General features: G+C 51.8%; 16 protein-coding genes. 10 read left to right on the top strand and 6 right to left on the bottom strand.

All coding sequences use genetic code 11. The features are described 5' to 3' along the window. The first annotated feature begins 81 nt into the window (after positions 1 to 81). The 6 genes from OGX94_RS22585 to roxA all read left to right on the top strand — a co-directional run bounded on the left by OGX94_RS22585 (position 82) and on the right by roxA (position 5,206). On the top strand, positions 82 to 216 hold the full coding sequence (locus OGX94_RS22585; RefSeq protein ID WP_257661625.1) for a 3'-5' exoribonuclease domain-containing protein: 135 nt from the start codon (positions 82 to 84) through the stop codon (positions 214 to 216). Between the two features lie 66 nt (positions 217 to 282). Beyond that, positions 283 to 498 (top strand): excisionase family protein, encoded by a 216-nt coding sequence (gene xisR, locus OGX94_RS22590; protein ID WP_032943036.1) that lies wholly within the window; start codon positions 283 to 285, stop codon positions 496 to 498. After that, positions 498 to 1,784 (top strand): site-specific integrase, encoded by a 1,287-nt coding sequence (locus OGX94_RS22595; RefSeq protein WP_257661737.1) that lies wholly within the window; start codon positions 498 to 500, stop codon positions 1,782 to 1,784. The genes xisR and OGX94_RS22595 overlap by 1 nt, the downstream gene beginning before the upstream one ends. A 73-nt stretch (positions 1,785 to 1,857) precedes the next feature. Further along, positions 1,858 to 2,529: a two-component system response regulator PhoP gene (gene phoP, locus OGX94_RS22600; RefSeq protein WP_003846709.1), complete on the top strand. Its 672-nt coding sequence runs from the start codon at positions 1,858 to 1,860 to the stop codon at positions 2,527 to 2,529. Continuing rightward, on the top strand, positions 2,529 to 3,992 hold the full coding sequence (phoQ, locus tag OGX94_RS22605; RefSeq protein ID WP_003832291.1) for a two-component system sensor histidine kinase PhoQ: 1,464 nt from the start codon (positions 2,529 to 2,531) through the stop codon (positions 3,990 to 3,992). The genes phoP and phoQ overlap by 1 nt, the downstream gene beginning before the upstream one ends. Positions 3,993 to 4,084: 92 nt before the next feature. Beyond that, positions 4,085 to 5,206 (top strand): [50S ribosomal protein L16]-arginine 3-hydroxylase, encoded by a 1,122-nt coding sequence (gene roxA / locus OGX94_RS22610; RefSeq protein WP_003030786.1) that lies wholly within the window; start codon positions 4,085 to 4,087, stop codon positions 5,204 to 5,206. A gap of 100 nt (positions 5,207 to 5,306) precedes the next feature. On the opposite strand, the gene pepT is transcribed toward roxA, so the two are convergent. Next, positions 5,307 to 6,533, bottom strand: coding sequence for a peptidase T (gene pepT / locus OGX94_RS22615; protein ID WP_048214418.1), 1,227 nt, complete (start codon positions 6,531 to 6,533; stop codon positions 5,307 to 5,309). Positions 6,534 to 6,783: 250 nt separating this feature from the next. On the opposite strand from pepT, the gene potA reads away from it, so the two are divergent. Genes potA through potD form a run of 4 tightly spaced genes read left to right on the top strand, consistent with a single transcriptional unit; the run spans position 6,784 to position 10,611 of the window. Further along, positions 6,784 to 7,920: a spermidine/putrescine ABC transporter ATP-binding protein PotA gene (gene potA, locus OGX94_RS22620; RefSeq protein WP_003832287.1), complete on the top strand. Its 1,137-nt coding sequence runs from the start codon at positions 6,784 to 6,786 to the stop codon at positions 7,918 to 7,920. Then, on the top strand, positions 7,904 to 8,761 hold the full coding sequence (potB, locus tag OGX94_RS22625) for a spermidine/putrescine ABC transporter permease PotB (RefSeq protein ID WP_003832285.1): 858 nt from the start codon (positions 7,904 to 7,906) through the stop codon (positions 8,759 to 8,761). The genes potA and potB overlap by 17 nt, the downstream gene beginning before the upstream one ends. Then, positions 8,758 to 9,537: a spermidine/putrescine ABC transporter permease PotC gene (gene potC, locus OGX94_RS22630; protein WP_003030794.1), complete on the top strand. Its 780-nt coding sequence runs from the start codon at positions 8,758 to 8,760 to the stop codon at positions 9,535 to 9,537. The genes potB and potC overlap by 4 nt, the downstream gene beginning before the upstream one ends. A 27-nt stretch (positions 9,538 to 9,564) precedes the next feature. Beyond that, on the top strand, positions 9,565 to 10,611 hold the full coding sequence (gene potD, locus OGX94_RS22635; protein WP_003030797.1) for a spermidine/putrescine ABC transporter substrate-binding protein PotD: 1,047 nt from the start codon (positions 9,565 to 9,567) through the stop codon (positions 10,609 to 10,611). A 102-nt stretch (positions 10,612 to 10,713) separates the two neighbouring features. On the opposite strand, the gene cobB is transcribed toward potD, so the two are convergent. The 5 genes from cobB to lolC all read right to left on the bottom strand — a co-directional run bounded on the left by cobB (position 10,714) and on the right by lolC (position 15,689). After that, positions 10,714 to 11,535, bottom strand: coding sequence for a Sir2 family NAD+-dependent deacetylase (gene cobB / locus OGX94_RS22640; protein ID WP_003832281.1), 822 nt, complete (start codon positions 11,533 to 11,535; stop codon positions 10,714 to 10,716). A gap of 15 nt (positions 11,536 to 11,550) precedes the next feature. Then, entirely contained in the window at positions 11,551 to 12,462 is a 912-nt protein-coding gene (gene nagK / locus OGX94_RS22645; protein WP_149335811.1) for an N-acetylglucosamine kinase, read from the bottom strand. 89 nt (positions 12,463 to 12,551) lie between these two features. Then, a complete protein-coding gene (gene lolE / locus OGX94_RS22650; RefSeq protein ID WP_003030804.1) occupies positions 12,552 to 13,796 on the bottom strand; it encodes a lipoprotein-releasing ABC transporter permease subunit LolE in 1,245 nt (414 codons plus the stop codon). Then, entirely contained in the window at positions 13,796 to 14,497 is a 702-nt protein-coding gene (gene lolD, locus OGX94_RS22655) for a lipoprotein-releasing ABC transporter ATP-binding protein LolD (protein ID WP_003832278.1), read from the bottom strand. Before lolD ends, lolE begins: the two co-directional genes overlap by 1 nt. Beyond that, positions 14,490 to 15,689, bottom strand: a complete 1,200-nt coding sequence (gene lolC, locus OGX94_RS22660; RefSeq protein ID WP_032934420.1) for a lipoprotein-releasing ABC transporter permease subunit LolC — start codon at positions 15,687 to 15,689, stop codon at positions 14,490 to 14,492. The genes lolD and lolC overlap by 8 nt, the downstream gene beginning before the upstream one ends. Between the last annotated feature and the right edge of the window lie 182 nt (positions 15,690 to 15,871).

Raw genomic sequence — 15,871 nt, forward strand, 5'->3', positions numbered from 1 at the left:
CCAAAGCTTTCCGGAACGAGTTTTGACCAATAACCACTACCTTAGGCGGCGATCATCAGCTGCCGGGTATCTTACAATCCAATGGAGCCCGAACGCAATGTTATCAATCCGCGCTTCGACATCCCGTTTGAGGGAGGTATGCACAATGCGCTTTCTGACGCCCGGCATCAGGTCAAATACGTATCTGCAATCTGGCAGCACCTGACAAAAAACTGATTTTAGGTTTTCACTTACAGCCAGCTGCAGCATGTACTGTTGTGGCTGGCGGCATCGGAGTTATGTATGTCGCAACTCATTTTCAGCGAAGAGTGGATGGTTGAAGCGCGACTAACAGAAAAGACCGGCTTGTCGGAAAGACAAATTAAAAGTTATCGGTTGAATTTGTGGATCGAAGGCGTGCATTTCAAACATCTGACAGCTCTCGGGGAAACTGACAATTCGAAAGGTCTGCTTTGGTACAACTATCCAAAGATTAACCAATTAGTACAGGATGCATGATGGACTTTCCAACCGGCGTTGAGCTGCATAATGGAAAAATACGGATCACTTTTACCTATCGCGGCAAACGTTGCCGCGAAGTCCTTCGCGGCTGGACGGTGAACAACAGCAACATCAAAAAAGCTGGAAATCTTCGCGCGCTCATCACAAGTGAAATACAGCTCGGTAAGTTCGACTATGCGGAACGCTTCCCGGAATCCAAAGCGCTTAAGAAGTTCATCACAACCAAAAAAATCACCACGTTTAAAGAACTAAGTGATTTTTTTACAGACACCAAAGCCTTAGAGGTATCTGGTGCAACACTGCTATCGCTTACTTCGGTCGTAAATACGTTATTGCGTGTAATCGGAGAAAATACCCGTCTGGTAGATATTGAGCATGCCGACATTTTGCATTACCGAAAGGAGTTATTAACCGGGACAATTATTAACCCGGCGATGCCGAATCTGGCCAGGCAGGGCCGCGCGCCCTCAACAGTCAATAAACAGATGGCAGTTTTATCAGAAATGCTTAAGCTCGCAAACCGAAGCCAGTTTATATTGCATGCTCCTTATGAAGGAGTGTCGCGACTCAAGTTATCTAAAAATGATCCCGACCCACTTTTACTTCATGAGTACCAGGCACTGATAGCCGCCCTTCCCCGTAGCCAGGCATTAATCATCATTGTTGCCGTTCATACGGGGATGAGACCGGGCGAGATATGCGCCCTGGCATGGGAAGACATTGATTTGGTAAAAGGTGAAATCCACGTATCCAGAAGTTTGACGAATAAGCGAGTATTTGTACCCCCTAAGACAGATGCCGGAATAAGGACGATAACGTTGCTTAAACCTGCTCTGGATGCACTGAAGGAACAATACGAAATCACCGGCGCTAATCCGAAGCAAGAAATTCGATTTCACCATCGGGAGATCGGAAAAACTGAGCAGCAATCTCTTCGCTTCGTTTTTTCACCGACAGCATATTCGTCAAAAAAAGGCAGTTACTTCTCCAAGAACTCGATTGCCTATGGCTGGAAGCGAGGCACTAAACTTGCAAATATCCGCGAAAGGAATCCTTATCAGTCACGGCATACCTACGCATGCTGGACGTTGATGGCCGGAGCGAACCCGTCATTCATAGCGAGTCAGATGGGACATGAAGATGCGCGCATGGTGTACGAGGTTTACTCCAAGTGGATTGGCGACATGAACCAGGATCAGGTCAACATGCTGAACAATCAGATGCCAACGGCACTGCCCCCAGGGCGCCCCCACGGGCAGGGGAGCATGAGAAAAGTTATTTAATTTCATAGCGCTGCTTTCAATCCACATAATCAGCGTTAAACTATTCATACCATTATTTTAGGGAGAAACGATGATGCGCGTACTGGTTGTCGAGGATAATGCTTTATTACGCCACCACCTCAAGGTTCAGTTACAGGATTTAGGGCATCAGGTGGATGATGCAGAAGATGCGAAGGAAGCGGACTATTATCTGAATGAACATCTGCCGGATATCGCGATCGTTGATTTAGGACTCCCCGATGAAGATGGTTTGTCGCTGATCCGCCGCTGGCGCAGTAATGAGGTTTCGCTGCCGATTCTGGTATTAACCGCGCGCGAAGGCTGGCAGGACAAGGTGGAAGTCCTCAGCGCTGGCGCTGACGATTATGTCACCAAACCGTTTCACATCGAAGAAGTGGCTGCGCGCATGCAGGCACTGATGCGCCGCAACAGCGGTCTGGCATCGCAAATTATCTCCCTTCCGCCTTTTCAGGTGGACCTCTCTCGACGCGAGTTATCCGTCAATGATGAAGTTATCAAGCTCACTGCGTTTGAATACACCATTATGGAAACGCTCATCCGTAATAATGGCAAAGTGGTCAGTAAAGATTCGCTCATGCTGCAGCTTTATCCGGATGCCGAGCTGCGCGAAAGTCACACCATTGATGTTCTAATGGGACGTCTGCGTAAGAAAATACAGGCGCAGTATCCGGACGACGTCATCACCACCGTGCGTGGTCAGGGATATCTTTTTGAACTGCGCTAATGAATAAACTATTGCGTCATTTTTTCCCGCTATCGCTGCGGTTGCGCTTTTTACTGGCAACTGCGGGCGTGGTGTTGGTGCTCTCACTGGCCTACGGCATGGTTGCCCTGGTGGGCTACAGCGTCAGCTTTGATAAGACAACGTTCCGCCTGCTGCGGGGTGAAAGTAATCTGTTTTATACCCTGGCAAAGTGGGAAAACGGCAAGATAAACGTCGAGCTGCCTGAACATCTCGACATGCAAAGTCCAACAATGTCGCTGATCTATAACGAAAGCGGTGAATTGTTGTGGGCGCAGCGCAATGTTCCCTGGCTGACGAAAAGTATCCAACCGGACTGGCTAAAAACGAACGGTTTTCATGAAATTGAAGCCAATGTAGACGCCACCAGCACTTTACTGGGCGAAGATCACTCCGCTCAGCAGCAGTTAAAAGAAGTCAGAGAAGATGATGACGACGCCGAAATGACCCACTCCGTGGCGGTGAACGTCTACCCCGCCACAGCCAGAATGCCGCAACTGACCATTGTGGTTGTCGACACCATTCCTATAGAGCTAAAGCGCTCGTATATGGTCTGGAGCTGGTTTATTTATGTCCTGGTCGCCAATTTGTTGCTGGTCATTCCGCTGTTATGGGTGGCCGCCTGGTGGAGCCTACGGCCTATTGAGTCGCTAGCGCGTGAAGTCCGTGAGCTTGAGGAACATCATCGTGAGATGCTAAACCCCGCCACCACACGCGAATTGACCAGCCTGGTTCGCAATCTCAATCGACTTTTAAAAAGCGAACGTGAGCGCTACGATAAATACCGCACCACGTTAACCGATCTCACCCATAGCCTGAAAACGCCACTAGCGGTACTGCAAAGTACGCTGCGCTCAATGCGTAACGAAAAGATGAACGTCAGCGACGCAGAGCCTATCATGCTGGAACAAATCAGTCGTATTTCCCAACAGATAGGCTATTACCTGCATCGCGCCAGTATGCGTGGCAGCAGTGCCCTACTCAGCCGCGAGCTGCACCCGGTCGCGCCGTTGCTGGATAAGCTCACCTCGGCGCTGAATAAAGTGTATCAGCGTAAAGGGGTCAACATTAATCTCGATATCTCACCTGAGATCAGCTTTGTGGGTGAACAGAATGACTTTGTCGAGGTGTTGGGCAACGTCCTGGATAACGCCTGTAAATATTGTCTGGAGTTTGTCGAGATTTCGGCGCAACTGTCTGAGGATCAGCTGCATATTCTGGTCGAAGACGATGGTCCTGGTATTCCGCAAAGCAAACGGGAAGTGGTGTTTGACCGTGGACAGCGCGTAGATACACTACGTCCCGGACAAGGCGTCGGTCTGGCGGTGGCGCGAGAAATCACCGAACAGTATGACGGGCAAATTATTGCTGGTGATAGCCTGCTGGGTGGAGCGCGCATGGAAGTTATTTTTGGCCGCCAGCAGCCGGGCCAGAAAGACGAGTAATCGTCGCATGTAATAAATATGTACTGACTTCACGCTTGAGGTTAAGTATCCGTTATAATCGGTTGCAGATACCAGCCTGCGGGATGCTCACTATGGAATACCAACTCACACTTAACTGGCCCGATTTTCTTGAACGCCACTGGCAGAAACGCCCGGTGGTCTTAAAACGCGGGTTTAATAACTTTATTGATCCTCTTTCTCCTGACGAACTGGCTGGACTGGCAATGGAAAGCGAGGTCGACAGCCGACTCGTCAGCCATCAGGATGGTAAATGGCAGGTTAGCCATGGTCCCTTCGAAAGCTACGACCATCTTGGCGAGAACAACTGGTCTTTGCTGGTGCAGGCGGTCAACCACTGGCACGAACCTACCGCCGCGCTGATGCGCCCGTTCCGTGAATTACCGGACTGGCGTATCGACGATCTGATGATTTCTTTCTCTGTACCCGGCGGCGGCGTTGGCCCGCACCTGGATCAGTACGATGTATTTATCATTCAGGGAACCGGTCGTCGTCGCTGGCGCGTAGGCGAAAAGCTGCAGTTGAAGCAGCACTGCCCTCACCCGGATCTTCTTCAGGTCGACCCGTTCGAAGCCATCATTGATGAAGAGCTGGAACCCGGCGATATCCTGTACATTCCACCGGGATTCCCGCACGAAGGCTATGCGTTAGAAAACGCGATGAACTATTCGGTTGGCTTCCGCGCGCCAAACACTCGCGAGCTGATCAGCGGGTTCGCCGATTACGTTTTGCAACGCGAACTGGGCAGCACCTATTACAGCGATCCTGACCTGCCACCGCGCGATCATCCGGCAGATGTTCTGCCGCAGGAAATGGACAAGCTGCGCGAAATGATGCTGGGTCTGATTAATCAGCCAGAACATTTTCAGCAGTGGTTTGGCGAGTTTATCTCTCAGTCTCGTCATGAGCTGGATATTGCCCCGCCGGAGCCACCGTATCAGCCAGACGAAATTTATGATGCCCTGAAACAAGGTGATGTGTTAGTGCGTCTGGGCGGATTGCGCGTATTGCGCATTGGCGATGACGTCTACGCTAACGGTGAGAAAATTGACTCGCCACATCGTCCTGCGCTGGAAGCGCTGGCCAGTCATATTGTGCTGACGGCTGAGAACTTTGAGGATGCGCTGGAGGATCCTTCTTTCCTTGCCATGCTTGCCGCGCTGGTCAACAGCGGGTACTGGTTCTTCGAAGGGTAATAGACTGTGCCTGATGCGACGCCATGCGTCTTATCAGGCCTACTGGAGTGAAATATTGTAGGCCGGATAAGCAAAGCGCCATCCGGCAACTACACATGCTTTATTTTTGTTTCGCGGCCAATTCAGCAATACGCACAATCACCTGCACCGCTTTTTCCATTCCTTCCAGCGTCACAAACTCATGCTTGCCATGATAGTTGTAGCCGCCGGTGAACAGATTCGGACACGGTAATCCCATAAACGACAGCTGCGCGCCGTCAGTGCCGCCACGGATCGGTTTCAGCACCGGCTCAATATCACAATCGCGCATCGCCTGCTGGGCGATATCCAGCACGTGCGGATGCTCAATCACTTTTTCGCGCATATTGTAGTAACTGTCTTCAATCACCAGTTCGATATAGCAGTCTGGGTGTAACCCTTTGCCAACCTTCTTGGCGATATCCATGATCTTGCGTTTACGCGCTTCAAACTGCTTACGGTCAAAATCACGAATAATGTAGTGCATATCCGCCCGATCGACCGTCCCTTTCATGCTCGCCAGATGATAAAAGCCTTCATAGCCTTCCGTCTTTTCAGGGCTTTCATCTGCCGGAACCTCAGCGTGAATACGCGCCGCCAAGGACAGCGCATTCACCATCACCCCTTTTGCGGTGCCGGGATGCACATTGTTGCCAACAATTTTGATATTAACCGACGCGGCGTTGAAGTTTTCAAACTCCAGCTCACCTACGCCACCACCGTCAACGGTATAGGCCCACTGCGCATCGAATGCCGCAACATCAAAATGCTTCGCCCCTTTACCCACCTCTTCGTCCGGCGTAAAGGCCACGCGGATATCACCGTGCGGAATATTTTTTTGGATAAGCACAGCCAGTGCGGTCATGATTTCCGCCACGCCTGCTTTATCATCCGCGCCCAACAACGTTTTACCGTCTGTGGTGATCAGCGTCTGACCCAGAAGTTGATGCAGCACCGGGAACATCACCGGCGATAAAACTTCATCACCAATGCCTAACGCAATATCGCCACCGCGATAGTTTTCAACGATTTGCGGATTGACATTTTTACCGCTGAAATCCGGTGAGGTATCCACATGGGAAATAAAGCCGATCGCAGGAATATTACCAGCAACGTTAGCAGGTAACGTTGCCATCAGCGTGCCTTTTTCGCTCAGTGAAATATTAACCAGCCCCATCTCTTCGAGCTGTTGTTTGAGCAGTTGTAATAATTTCCACTGTCCTTCGGTGCTGGGTACCTGCCGCACGCCCGATTTTGATTGGGTGTCCAGCGACACGTAGTGTAAAAAACGCTCAAGTAGTTTATCCATGCAGTCACCCTCACTTTTTGTGACAACATTATCAATAAGCAACAAAAGACAAATATTGCGTCAGGTCACTTTTATCCCCGCAAGTGAGAATATTTCGCCCTGACATCCCCTCTGACTATAGGGCTAAGTCAGTAATTCGCAACAAGGATTGGCGATTACAATGGTTTGCCGTAGAATAACGGCCCTCATTAAGAGTCATCAAGGTGGTTAACCACAAACCCCGCATCGGTCAGCCATCCGTTGCGTTTACATGGGACAGAGTAAAAAATTGAATAAACAACCGCGTTCGCTTTCTCCACTGGTGCAATTAGCGGGAATTCGCAAAAGTTTCGATGGCAAAGAGGTGATTTCCAGCCTGGATTTGACCATCAATAATGGCGAGTTTCTTACGCTGCTTGGCCCCTCTGGCTGCGGTAAAACAACCGTTCTTCGCCTGATTGCCGGTCTGGAAACGGTTGATTCCGGTCATATTTTGTTGGACAACGAGGACATCACTCACGTTCCAGCGGAAAATCGCTACGTGAATACCGTCTTCCAAAGCTATGCGCTATTCCCCCACATGACTGTGTTTGAGAATGTGGCCTTTGGTTTACGCATGCAAAAAACGCCCGCAGCCGACATTTCTCCCCGCGTTACCGAAGCCCTGCGCATGGTGCAACTGGAAGAGTTCGCCCAGCGAAAACCGCATCAACTTTCCGGCGGACAGCAGCAGCGCGTAGCGATTGCCCGAGCAGTGGTCAACAAACCCCGCTTACTCTTGTTAGATGAATCCCTCTCTGCGCTGGACTACAAGCTGCGTAAGCAGATGCAGAACGAACTGAAAGCGCTGCAGCGTAAGCTTGGTATCACTTTTGTCTTTGTCACACACGATCAGGAAGAAGCGCTGACTATGTCTGACCGCATCGTGGTGATGCGCGATGGTAAGATTGAGCAGGACGGTACGCCGCGCGAAATCTACGAAGAGCCAAAGAATCTGTTTGTCGCCGGGTTTATCGGCGAGATCAATATGTTTAACGCCACGGTGATTGAACGTCTGGATGAACAACGTGTTCGTGCTAACGTTGAAGGCCGCGAGTGCAATATTTATGTCAACTTCGCGGTAGTTCCCGGACAAAAGCTGCACGTTCTGTTACGCCCTGAAGATTTACGCGTTGATGAAATCAACGATGATAATCATATCGAAGGCCTGATCGGCTACGTGCGCGAACGCAACTACAAAGGCATGACGCTGGAGTCGGTTGTAGAACTGGAAAATGGCAAGATGGTGATGGTCAGCGAATTCTTCAACGAAGATGATCCTGACTTTGACCACTCGCTCGACCAGAAAATGGCAATTAACTGGGTAGAAAGCTGGGAGGTCGTACTGGCTGATGAAGAGCACAAGTAAATTCCAGAGTGTGGTGATCTTCACCATTGTCGGTTGGCTTGTGTTATTTGTCTTTCTGCCCAACCTGATGATCATCGGCACCAGCTTTTTGACCCGTGACGACGCCAATTTCGTCAAAATGGTCTTTACGCTGGAGAACTATACGCGTCTGCTCGATCCGCTCTATTTTGAGGTGCTGGTTCACTCCCTCAATATGGCGCTGATTGCCACGCTCGCCTGTCTGGTACTCGGCTACCCGTTTGCCTGGTTTTTGGTGAAACTGCCGGAAAAAGTACGCCCGCTGCTGCTATTCCTGCTGATTGTTCCGTTCTGGACCAATTCCCTTATTCGCATCTACGGACTCAAAATTTTCCTCAGTACCAAAGGCTATCTCAACGAGTTTCTGTTATGGCTCGGCGTTATCGATACACCCATTCGCATTATGTTTACCCCCAGCGCGGTGATTATCGGGCTGGTATACATCCTGCTGCCGTTTATGGTGATGCCGCTCTATTCCAGCATTGAAAAGCTCGATAAACCGCTGCTGGAAGCCGCACGCGATTTAGGTGCCAATAAGCTTCAGACCTTCACTCGCATCATTATTCCGTTGACGATGCCGGGGATTATCGCCGGATGCCTGCTGGTCATGCTGCCCGCAATGGGGCTGTTTTACGTTTCCGACTTAATGGGCGGTGCGAAAAACCTGCTGATTGGTAACGTAATTAAAGTTCAGTTCCTGAACATCCGCGACTGGCCGTTTGGTGCAGCCACCAGCATTACGCTGACCATCGTGATGGGTCTGATGCTGCTGATCTACTGGCGCGCCTCCCGCTTACTGAACAAGAAGGTGGAACTCGAATGATCGGTCGACTGCTTCGCGGCGGTTTTATGACCGCTATCTACGCGTATCTGTATATTCCAATCATCATTCTGATTGTGAACTCCTTTAACAGTTCGCGCTTTGGCATCAACTGGCAGGGTTTTACTACCAAATGGTACGGCCTGCTAATGAATAACGACAGCCTGTTGCAGGCAGCACAGCACTCGCTGACGATGGCGGTGCTATCCGCCACGTTTGCCACCTTGATCGGCTCACTTACTGCGGTTGCGCTGTACCGTTACCGTTTTCGCGGTAAACCGTTCGTCAGTGGCATGCTGTTCGTGGTGATGATGTCGCCGGATATTGTGATGGCAATATCTCTGCTGGTGCTGTTTATGCTGATCGGCATTCAACTGGGTTTCTGGTCGCTGCTGTTCTCGCATATCACTTTTTGTCTGCCTTTTGTGGTGGTGACGGTTTACTCTCGCCTGAAAGGTTTTGATGTCCGCATGCTTGAGGCGGCTAAAGATTTGGGTGCCAGCGAAGTAACTATTCTGCGCAAGATAATACTACCACTGGCTATGCCTGCGGTGGCTGCGGGTTGGTTGCTGAGTTTTACGCTGTCGATGGATGATGTTGTTGTTTCATCTTTCGTCACCGGACCGGGTTATGAAATTTTGCCATTAAAAATCTACTCAATGGTTAAAGTCGGCGTATCACCAGAGGTGAACGCGCTGGCGACCATTTTGTTGGTTCTGTCGCTGGTTATGGTAATTGCCAGCCAGCTTATTGCACGTGATAAAACCAAGGGCCGCTAAGGCCCTTAATTCAGGGGACGTTAAATGATGAAAAAATGGTCACGCCACCTGCTCGCGGCGGGTGCTCTGGCACTGGGCATGAGCGCCGCTCACGCGAATGACAACAACACGCTCTATTTCTATAACTGGACTGAATACGTACCACCGGGTCTGCTGGAACAGTTCACCAAAGAAACCGGCATTAAGGTTATCTATTCGACCTACGAGTCGAATGAAACCATGTACGCCAAGCTCAAAACCTATAAAGACGGCGCATACGATTTGGTGGTTCCGTCCACCTATTACGTCGATAAAATGCGTAAAGAAGGCATGATCCAGAAGATCGACAAGTCGACGTTGACCAACTTCCACAACCTCGATCCGGAAATGCTCAACAAGCCGTTTGACCCGAACAATGACTACTCCATCCCGTATATCTGGGGTGCGACGGCCATTGGCGTCAACAGCGATGCTATCGATCCTAAAACCGTCACCAGTTGGGCCGATCTGTGGAAGCCGGAGTACAAAGGCAGTCTGCTGTTAACGGATGATGCGCGAGAAGTGTTCCAGATGGCGCTGCGCAAGCTGGGATATTCCGGCAATACCACCGATCCTAAAGAGATTGAAGCCGCCTATAACGAGTTGAAGAAGCTGATGCCTAACGTTGCTGCATTTAACTCTGACAACCCGGCCAACCCGTATATGGAAGGCGAAGTTAATCTGGGGATGGTGTGGAACGGCTCCGCGTATGTTGCGCGTCAGGCGGGCACACCGCTGGAAGTAGTTTGGCCAAAAGAAGGTGGCATTTTCTGGATGGACAGCCTGTCTATTCCGGCTAACGCGAAAAACAAAGAAGGTGCGCTGAAGCTGATTAACTTCCTGCTGCGCCCGGACGTGGCGAAAGAAGTCGCAGAAACTATCGGTTACCCGACGCCAAACCTGGCAGCACGCAAGCTGTTAAGTCCTGAGGTCGCGAACGACAAAACGCTCTACCCTGATGCAGAAACCATCAACAAAGGGGAATGGCAGAACGATGTCGGTTCCGCCAGTGCTATCTACGAAGAGTATTATCAGAAGCTAAAAGCAGGACGCTAATTCAGCGTTGTAAGGAATGCCCGATGGCGCGACGCTTATCGGGCCTACATAAATGCAAACCGTAGGCCGGATAAGGCATTTACCGCCATCCGGCAAAAAAAATCACAGCCCTTTCAATAACTTCTCAACAAACTCAGGCACTACCTGGCTTGCCGGACCGTAATACTTCTCTTCAAACTCGCTGCCTACCTGGCTCGGTTCGAGATTTAGTTCTACCGTATGTGCCCCATGCAGCCGCGCCTCATGCACAAAACCCGCTGCCGGATAAACATGTCCCGATGTGCCAATCGCAATGAACACATCTGCCATTGCCAGTGCCATATAAATTTCATCCATACCCAGCGGCATTTCACCAAACCACACTACGTGTGGTCGCAGCGGCGCCGGAAACTGGCAGCAATGACATTTATCTTCCGGGGTCACATCGCCCGTCCATTCCAGAATCTGCCCGCTTTGCGAACAGCGAACTTTGAGCAACTCGCCGTGCATATGGATAACGTTCTGGCTGCCCGCACGCTCATGCAGATTATCAATGTTCTGCGTCACCAATAAAAAACGATCGCCCAACTCGGCTTCGAGTTTTGCCAGTGCGATATGCGCCGCGTTGGGCTGGATTTCCGGCTGTTGCAACTGATGGCGACGGGCGTTATAAAACGACTGAACCAGTTCCGGGTTTCGACTAAATCCTTCCGGAGTCGCAACGTCCTCTACCCGATGTTCTTCCCAGAGACCATCCGCCGCGCGGAATGTTCGAATTCCTGACTCAGCGGAGATTCCCGCTCCAGTCAGTACCAGCACTCTTGGTTTTTCCATCAATTCAGGCACCACTCTGTCTCTGAAAAAGATTCGTTGACGCAGGCGATCGCGCAAATGGCGTTTATTTTTACGAAAGCGGCTTAACCGATGACCCCGACGCGACAGCATAACAACCTCTTTGTATTAATCGGTAAGATGTAGGAAAGCAGCCCCGCGCATCCCGCCGGCATCACCGTGCCGTGCCTGCTCAATACGCGGTACCCGGGCAACCGGCAGCAGATGACGCGGCAGTCGGTTCGCCAGTTGCGTCGTAATAGCGGTAAAATTCGACAAGCCTCCGCCAATCACCACTAAATCAGGATCGACGATAGTCAGGATATTCCCAAGACACACCGCCAGCAAATCCAGATAGCGTTCAACGTGGGCCCGCGCGTGCTCATCACCCTGCTCCCACAGCGCGATAATTTCGCGGGCATCCAGCGGTTGATGGTAGTAATGCTGATACAACCACGCAAATCCACCGCCGGAAAGATAGCTTTCGATGCATCCCAGTTGACCGCATCCGCAGCGGCGCAACGGGAAATCAAAGCCCATCAGCGTCAGCGCATCAACCGGCAAACGAATATGACCAAACTCACCGGTGATATAGCTGCGTCCGGTGATGGATTTCCCGTTAAGCACCAGGCCGCCGCCGACGCCCGTACCGAGGATCAACCCCATCACCAGCGGATACTGGGTGAACTCGTCATCCCAGGCTTCGGAGAGAGCAAAACAGTTCGCATCGTTATCCAGACGCACATCGCGGTCAAGGCGAGCGCTGAGATCGGCGCGGAGCGGTTTGCCACTGGCGGCAGGAACGTTGGCCGCGTACAGCGTGCCGTCTTCGGTTTCCGGCATGCCCGGAATGCCGATGCCTACCGAACCTTTGATGCCAAACCGCTGATCTGCTTCCGTCACCAGATTGCAGACCGCATCAAGGAAAGCGTCGTAGCTGTCGCGAGGCGTAGGAACGCGAGTTTCCCATTGCAGACGACGTTGCTTATCAAACACGCCCAGCGCAATTTTGGTCCCGCCGATGTCAAATCCGTAATACATCACCGCTCCTTGATACACGTCATCCTTCAAGATGCCTCTGCGTTGGCTACGCCTTGATGCAGCATGAATGCTGTCGTGTATTATTGTTGTTATTGGCCGCTAAGTACTCTCGCAGGATCAATATTGCTGGCGCGACGCGCCGGATACCAACTTGCCAAAAGACTCAGCACGAGTGCTGTCACCAGCACGTAAATCACATCCAGCCAGTGTAATTCCGATGGCAGGAAGTCAATGAAATAGATATCGCCGGACAGGAACTGATGGCCGATAAGCGCCTCAATCCCGTTTATGATCGGCGTCAGTTGCAACGAGACAACCACCCCGATGACGACGCCTATCAGGCTACCGAACAGACCCGCCAGCAGGCCGTACCAGACAAAAATGGCACGGATCAACCCATCTTTCGCCCCGAGTGTTCTTAATACCGCAATATCGCCACTTTTGTCTTTTACCGCCATCACTAACGTGGAAACGATATTAAAACAGGCCACGCCAATCACCAGCACCATAGCCAGATACATAATGGCGCGGATCATTTGAATATCGCGGTACATATAGCCGTAGGTGCCAATCCAGCTCTTGATGTAAACATAGTTATTGGTGACTTCACCCGCGTCTCGCACCAGCTTATTGGCGTTAAACACGTCGTTAACCTTCAGCGCGATCCCGGAAACGCTGGTTCCCATATCGAGATATTGCTGCGCATCTTCCATTGGGATCATGGCAAAGCTGTGATCGAGCTGACCGCTCAGTTGCAGGATCCCCGTCACGTGCAAACGCACGCGTTTAGGCTGCTGTAGCTTATGATCCGCACTGGCGTTAGGGATCATAATCGACACCCAGTCGCCCTGCTTCACCTTCAGCGCATCGGCAATACCCTTACCAATGATGATTTGTTGTTCACCGGCTTTAAAATTATCCCAGGCGTGGTTTTGCACAAAGGATGGCAGCGCGCTTAAACGCTGTTCCTGTTTCGGGTCAACGCCCTTCACCTGCACCGCGCGTAAGTTCGCCCCGCTCTCCACCAGTCCGGTAAAGTTGATATAAGGCGCCGCGGCGACAATACCCGGCACTTTTTGTACCTTGTCGAGCGCTTCCTGCCAGTTATTCCACGGTTGATTTACGGCTTCAATCTCTCCGTGTGGGACTACGGCCAGAATACGGTTGTTCAGCTCACGCTCAAATCCGTTCATGGCACTTAAACCGACGATCAGCACCGCCACACCCAACGCGATGCCAACGGTAGATATCACCGAAATCAAAGAAACCATACCGCCGCGACGCCGACCACGGCTAAAGCGCAGACCAATCAATAACGATAAAGGCGAAGCCATTACTCAGCTCCCATCAAGCTCAGTTCAGCCGTCAGGCGACCATCGCGCATTTCAAGCTGGCGACTCATCCGCTTCGCCAGTTGCAGATCGTGCGTCACCACCAGAAATGCCGTGCCCTGAGAGCGGTTCAGCTCGCCCAGAAGCTCAAAAATGCTGTCCGCGTTACGCGCATCCAGGTTACCTGTTGGCTCATCTGCCAGGACCAGGCGCGGGTTATTCACCAGCGCACGCGCGATGGCCACACGCTGGCGTTCGCCGCCAGACAGTTCAGACGGGCGATGACTGGCACGATGATCCAGCCCTACTGCTTTCAGCATATCCCGTGCGCGCTCGGTGATTTCAGCCGGTTTTTTCTTGCCGATCAGCAGCGGCATCGCTACGTTTTCCAGCGCGGTAAAATCCGGCAGCAAATGGTGGAACTGGTAAATAAAGCCCAGCTTCTGATTACGCAGTTCCGCTTTCGCCGCCGACGAGAGCTTGCTCATTGGCTGACCGCTAAAAATGACGTCGCCGGAAGTCGGGGTATCCAACCCACCTAACAGATGCAGCAGCGTACTCTTGCCGGAGCCGGAGCTGCCGACAATCGCCATCATCTCACCTTCACCGACGCAAAAACTGACATCGTGCAGTACATCGGTCTGCACAGTGCCTTCCTGATAGCGTTTGCACAGGTTGTCGCATTGCAACAGGATCTTATTCATAACGTAAAGCCTCAGCGGGTTGAGTGGCGGCAGCGCGCCAGGAAGGATAAAGCGTAGACAGCAGCGCGATGGCCATCGCCACCAGCGCAATGACGATAACCTGCAGCGGCTCGATAGCGACCGGCAGCGCAGCGCCATCCAGCAGCACACCAATAATTGGCATCAGATTGTTCAGTTGGCTGGCGAGCAATGCACCCAGTACAGCGCCCAGCAGCGCGCCAATCACCCCGGCACTGGCCCCCTGAACCATAAACACCATCATTATCTGCCGCGGCGTTAGCCCCTGCGTTTGTAAAATCGCCACTTCCCCTTGCTTCTCCATTACCATCAGACCCAGCGAGGTAATAATATTAAAAGCCGCCACCGCCACGATCAGGCTAAGCAGCAGCCCCATCATGTTCTTTTCCATGCGCACGGCCTGGAACAGTTCCCCTTTGCGCTCGCGCCAGTCCTGCCATTTGGTGCCTTGCGGCAGCGTTTGCTGGCTCAGCGTGTCAACTTTTAACGGTTCGTTCAGCCACAGACGCCAGCCAGTGATATTACCCACCGGATAGCGCATCAGACGCGAGGCATCCTGAATGTTGGTCAGCATCTGGTAGCCATCGACTTCGCTGTTGGCGGCGAAAGTGCCAATCACCGTAAACAAACGCTGGCTCGGCAAACGCCCCATCGGCGTAAACTGGCTGGCCGAGGGCACCATCACACGGATTTGATCGCCACGGTTCACGCCCAACTGCCCGGCAAGCTGCTCGCCGAGGATGACATTATACTTACCCGGTTGCAGATCTGTTTGCTTCACATTGACCAGATACGGCGTTAACGGATCTTTTTGTGCCGGATCGATACCGAGCATCACGCCGACCGCCACGCTACGCGCGCTTTGCAGCACCACATCTCCCGTAGTTATGGGTGCAACGCGGTTGACGCCGTTCAACACCACCGCTTTTTCCGGCAGTTGTTGCGGGTTGAGGGAACCCTGTTCAGACGAGAGTACGGCCTGAGGCATCAGGCCAAGAATATTGTTTTGCAGCTCGCGCTCGAAACCGTTCATCACCGACAACACCGTGACCAGCGCCATTACCCCGAGAGTAATGCCTATGGTGGAGAGCCAGGAAACGAAGCGACCGAAGCGATCTGCTGCACGCCCACGCATATAACGCAGGCCGATGAATAGAGCGACAGGTTGGTACATGAAATCCGTCTGGTTGCTGTTAGCAAAGTCACGAGTATATAAGCGAAAGCGGAATGGGTAAATGACTGAACCGTAAGTGTTCGTCAGCACTATTCCTAAAAGTATAAATAAATCAATTCGCTAAAGTTGTCCCTCTTCCCTTCAGCCCGGGTCCCTGATCTTTATCTTAAAAAAACAAAATG

The sequence above is a fragment of the Citrobacter sp. Cpo037 genome (assembly GCF_030332945.1).
In the GTDB taxonomy this organism is placed as follows: domain Bacteria; phylum Pseudomonadota; class Gammaproteobacteria; order Enterobacterales; family Enterobacteriaceae; genus Citrobacter; species Citrobacter portucalensis.

Bases quoted from the DNA above. Each gene is read 5' to 3' on its own strand.
- potA (WP_003832287.1), top strand. From the start codon at position 6,784: ATGGGACAGAGTAAAAAATTGAATAAACAACCGCGTTCGCTTTCTCCA.
- roxA (WP_003030786.1), top strand. From the start codon at position 4,085: ATGGAATACCAACTCACACTTAACTGGCCCGATTTTCTTGAACGCCAC.
- potB (WP_003832285.1), top strand. From the start codon at position 7,904: ATGAAGAGCACAAGTAAATTCCAGAGTGTGGTGATCTTCACCATTGTC.
- phoP (WP_003846709.1), top strand. From the start codon at position 1,858: ATGCGCGTACTGGTTGTCGAGGATAATGCTTTATTACGCCACCACCTC.
- OGX94_RS22585 (WP_257661625.1), top strand. From the start codon at position 82: ATGGAGCCCGAACGCAATGTTATCAATCCGCGCTTCGACATCCCGTTT.
- potD (WP_003030797.1), top strand. From the start codon at position 9,565: ATGAAAAAATGGTCACGCCACCTGCTCGCGGCGGGTGCTCTGGCACTG.
- lolD (WP_003832278.1), bottom strand. From the start codon at position 14,497: ATGAATAAGATCCTGTTGCAATGCGACAACCTGTGCAAACGCTATCAG.
- cobB (WP_003832281.1), bottom strand. From the start codon at position 11,535: ATGCTGTCGCGTCGGGGTCATCGGTTAAGCCGCTTTCGTAAAAATAAA.
- phoQ (WP_003832291.1), top strand. From the start codon at position 2,529: ATGAATAAACTATTGCGTCATTTTTTCCCGCTATCGCTGCGGTTGCGC.
- lolE (WP_003030804.1), bottom strand. From the start codon at position 13,796: ATGGCTTCGCCTTTATCGTTATTGATTGGTCTGCGCTTTAGCCGTGGT.
- nagK (WP_149335811.1), bottom strand. From the start codon at position 12,462: ATGTATTACGGATTTGACATCGGCGGGACCAAAATTGCGCTGGGCGTG.
- pepT (WP_048214418.1), bottom strand. From the start codon at position 6,533: ATGGATAAACTACTTGAGCGTTTTTTACACTACGTGTCGCTGGACACC.
- potC (WP_003030794.1), top strand. From the start codon at position 8,758: ATGATCGGTCGACTGCTTCGCGGCGGTTTTATGACCGCTATCTACGCG.
- OGX94_RS22595 (WP_257661737.1), top strand. From the start codon at position 498: ATGGACTTTCCAACCGGCGTTGAGCTGCATAATGGAAAAATACGGATC.
- xisR (WP_032943036.1), top strand. From the start codon at position 283: ATGTCGCAACTCATTTTCAGCGAAGAGTGGATGGTTGAAGCGCGACTA.
- lolC (WP_032934420.1), bottom strand. From the start codon at position 15,689: ATGTACCAACCTGTCGCTCTATTCATCGGCCTGCGTTATATGCGTGGG.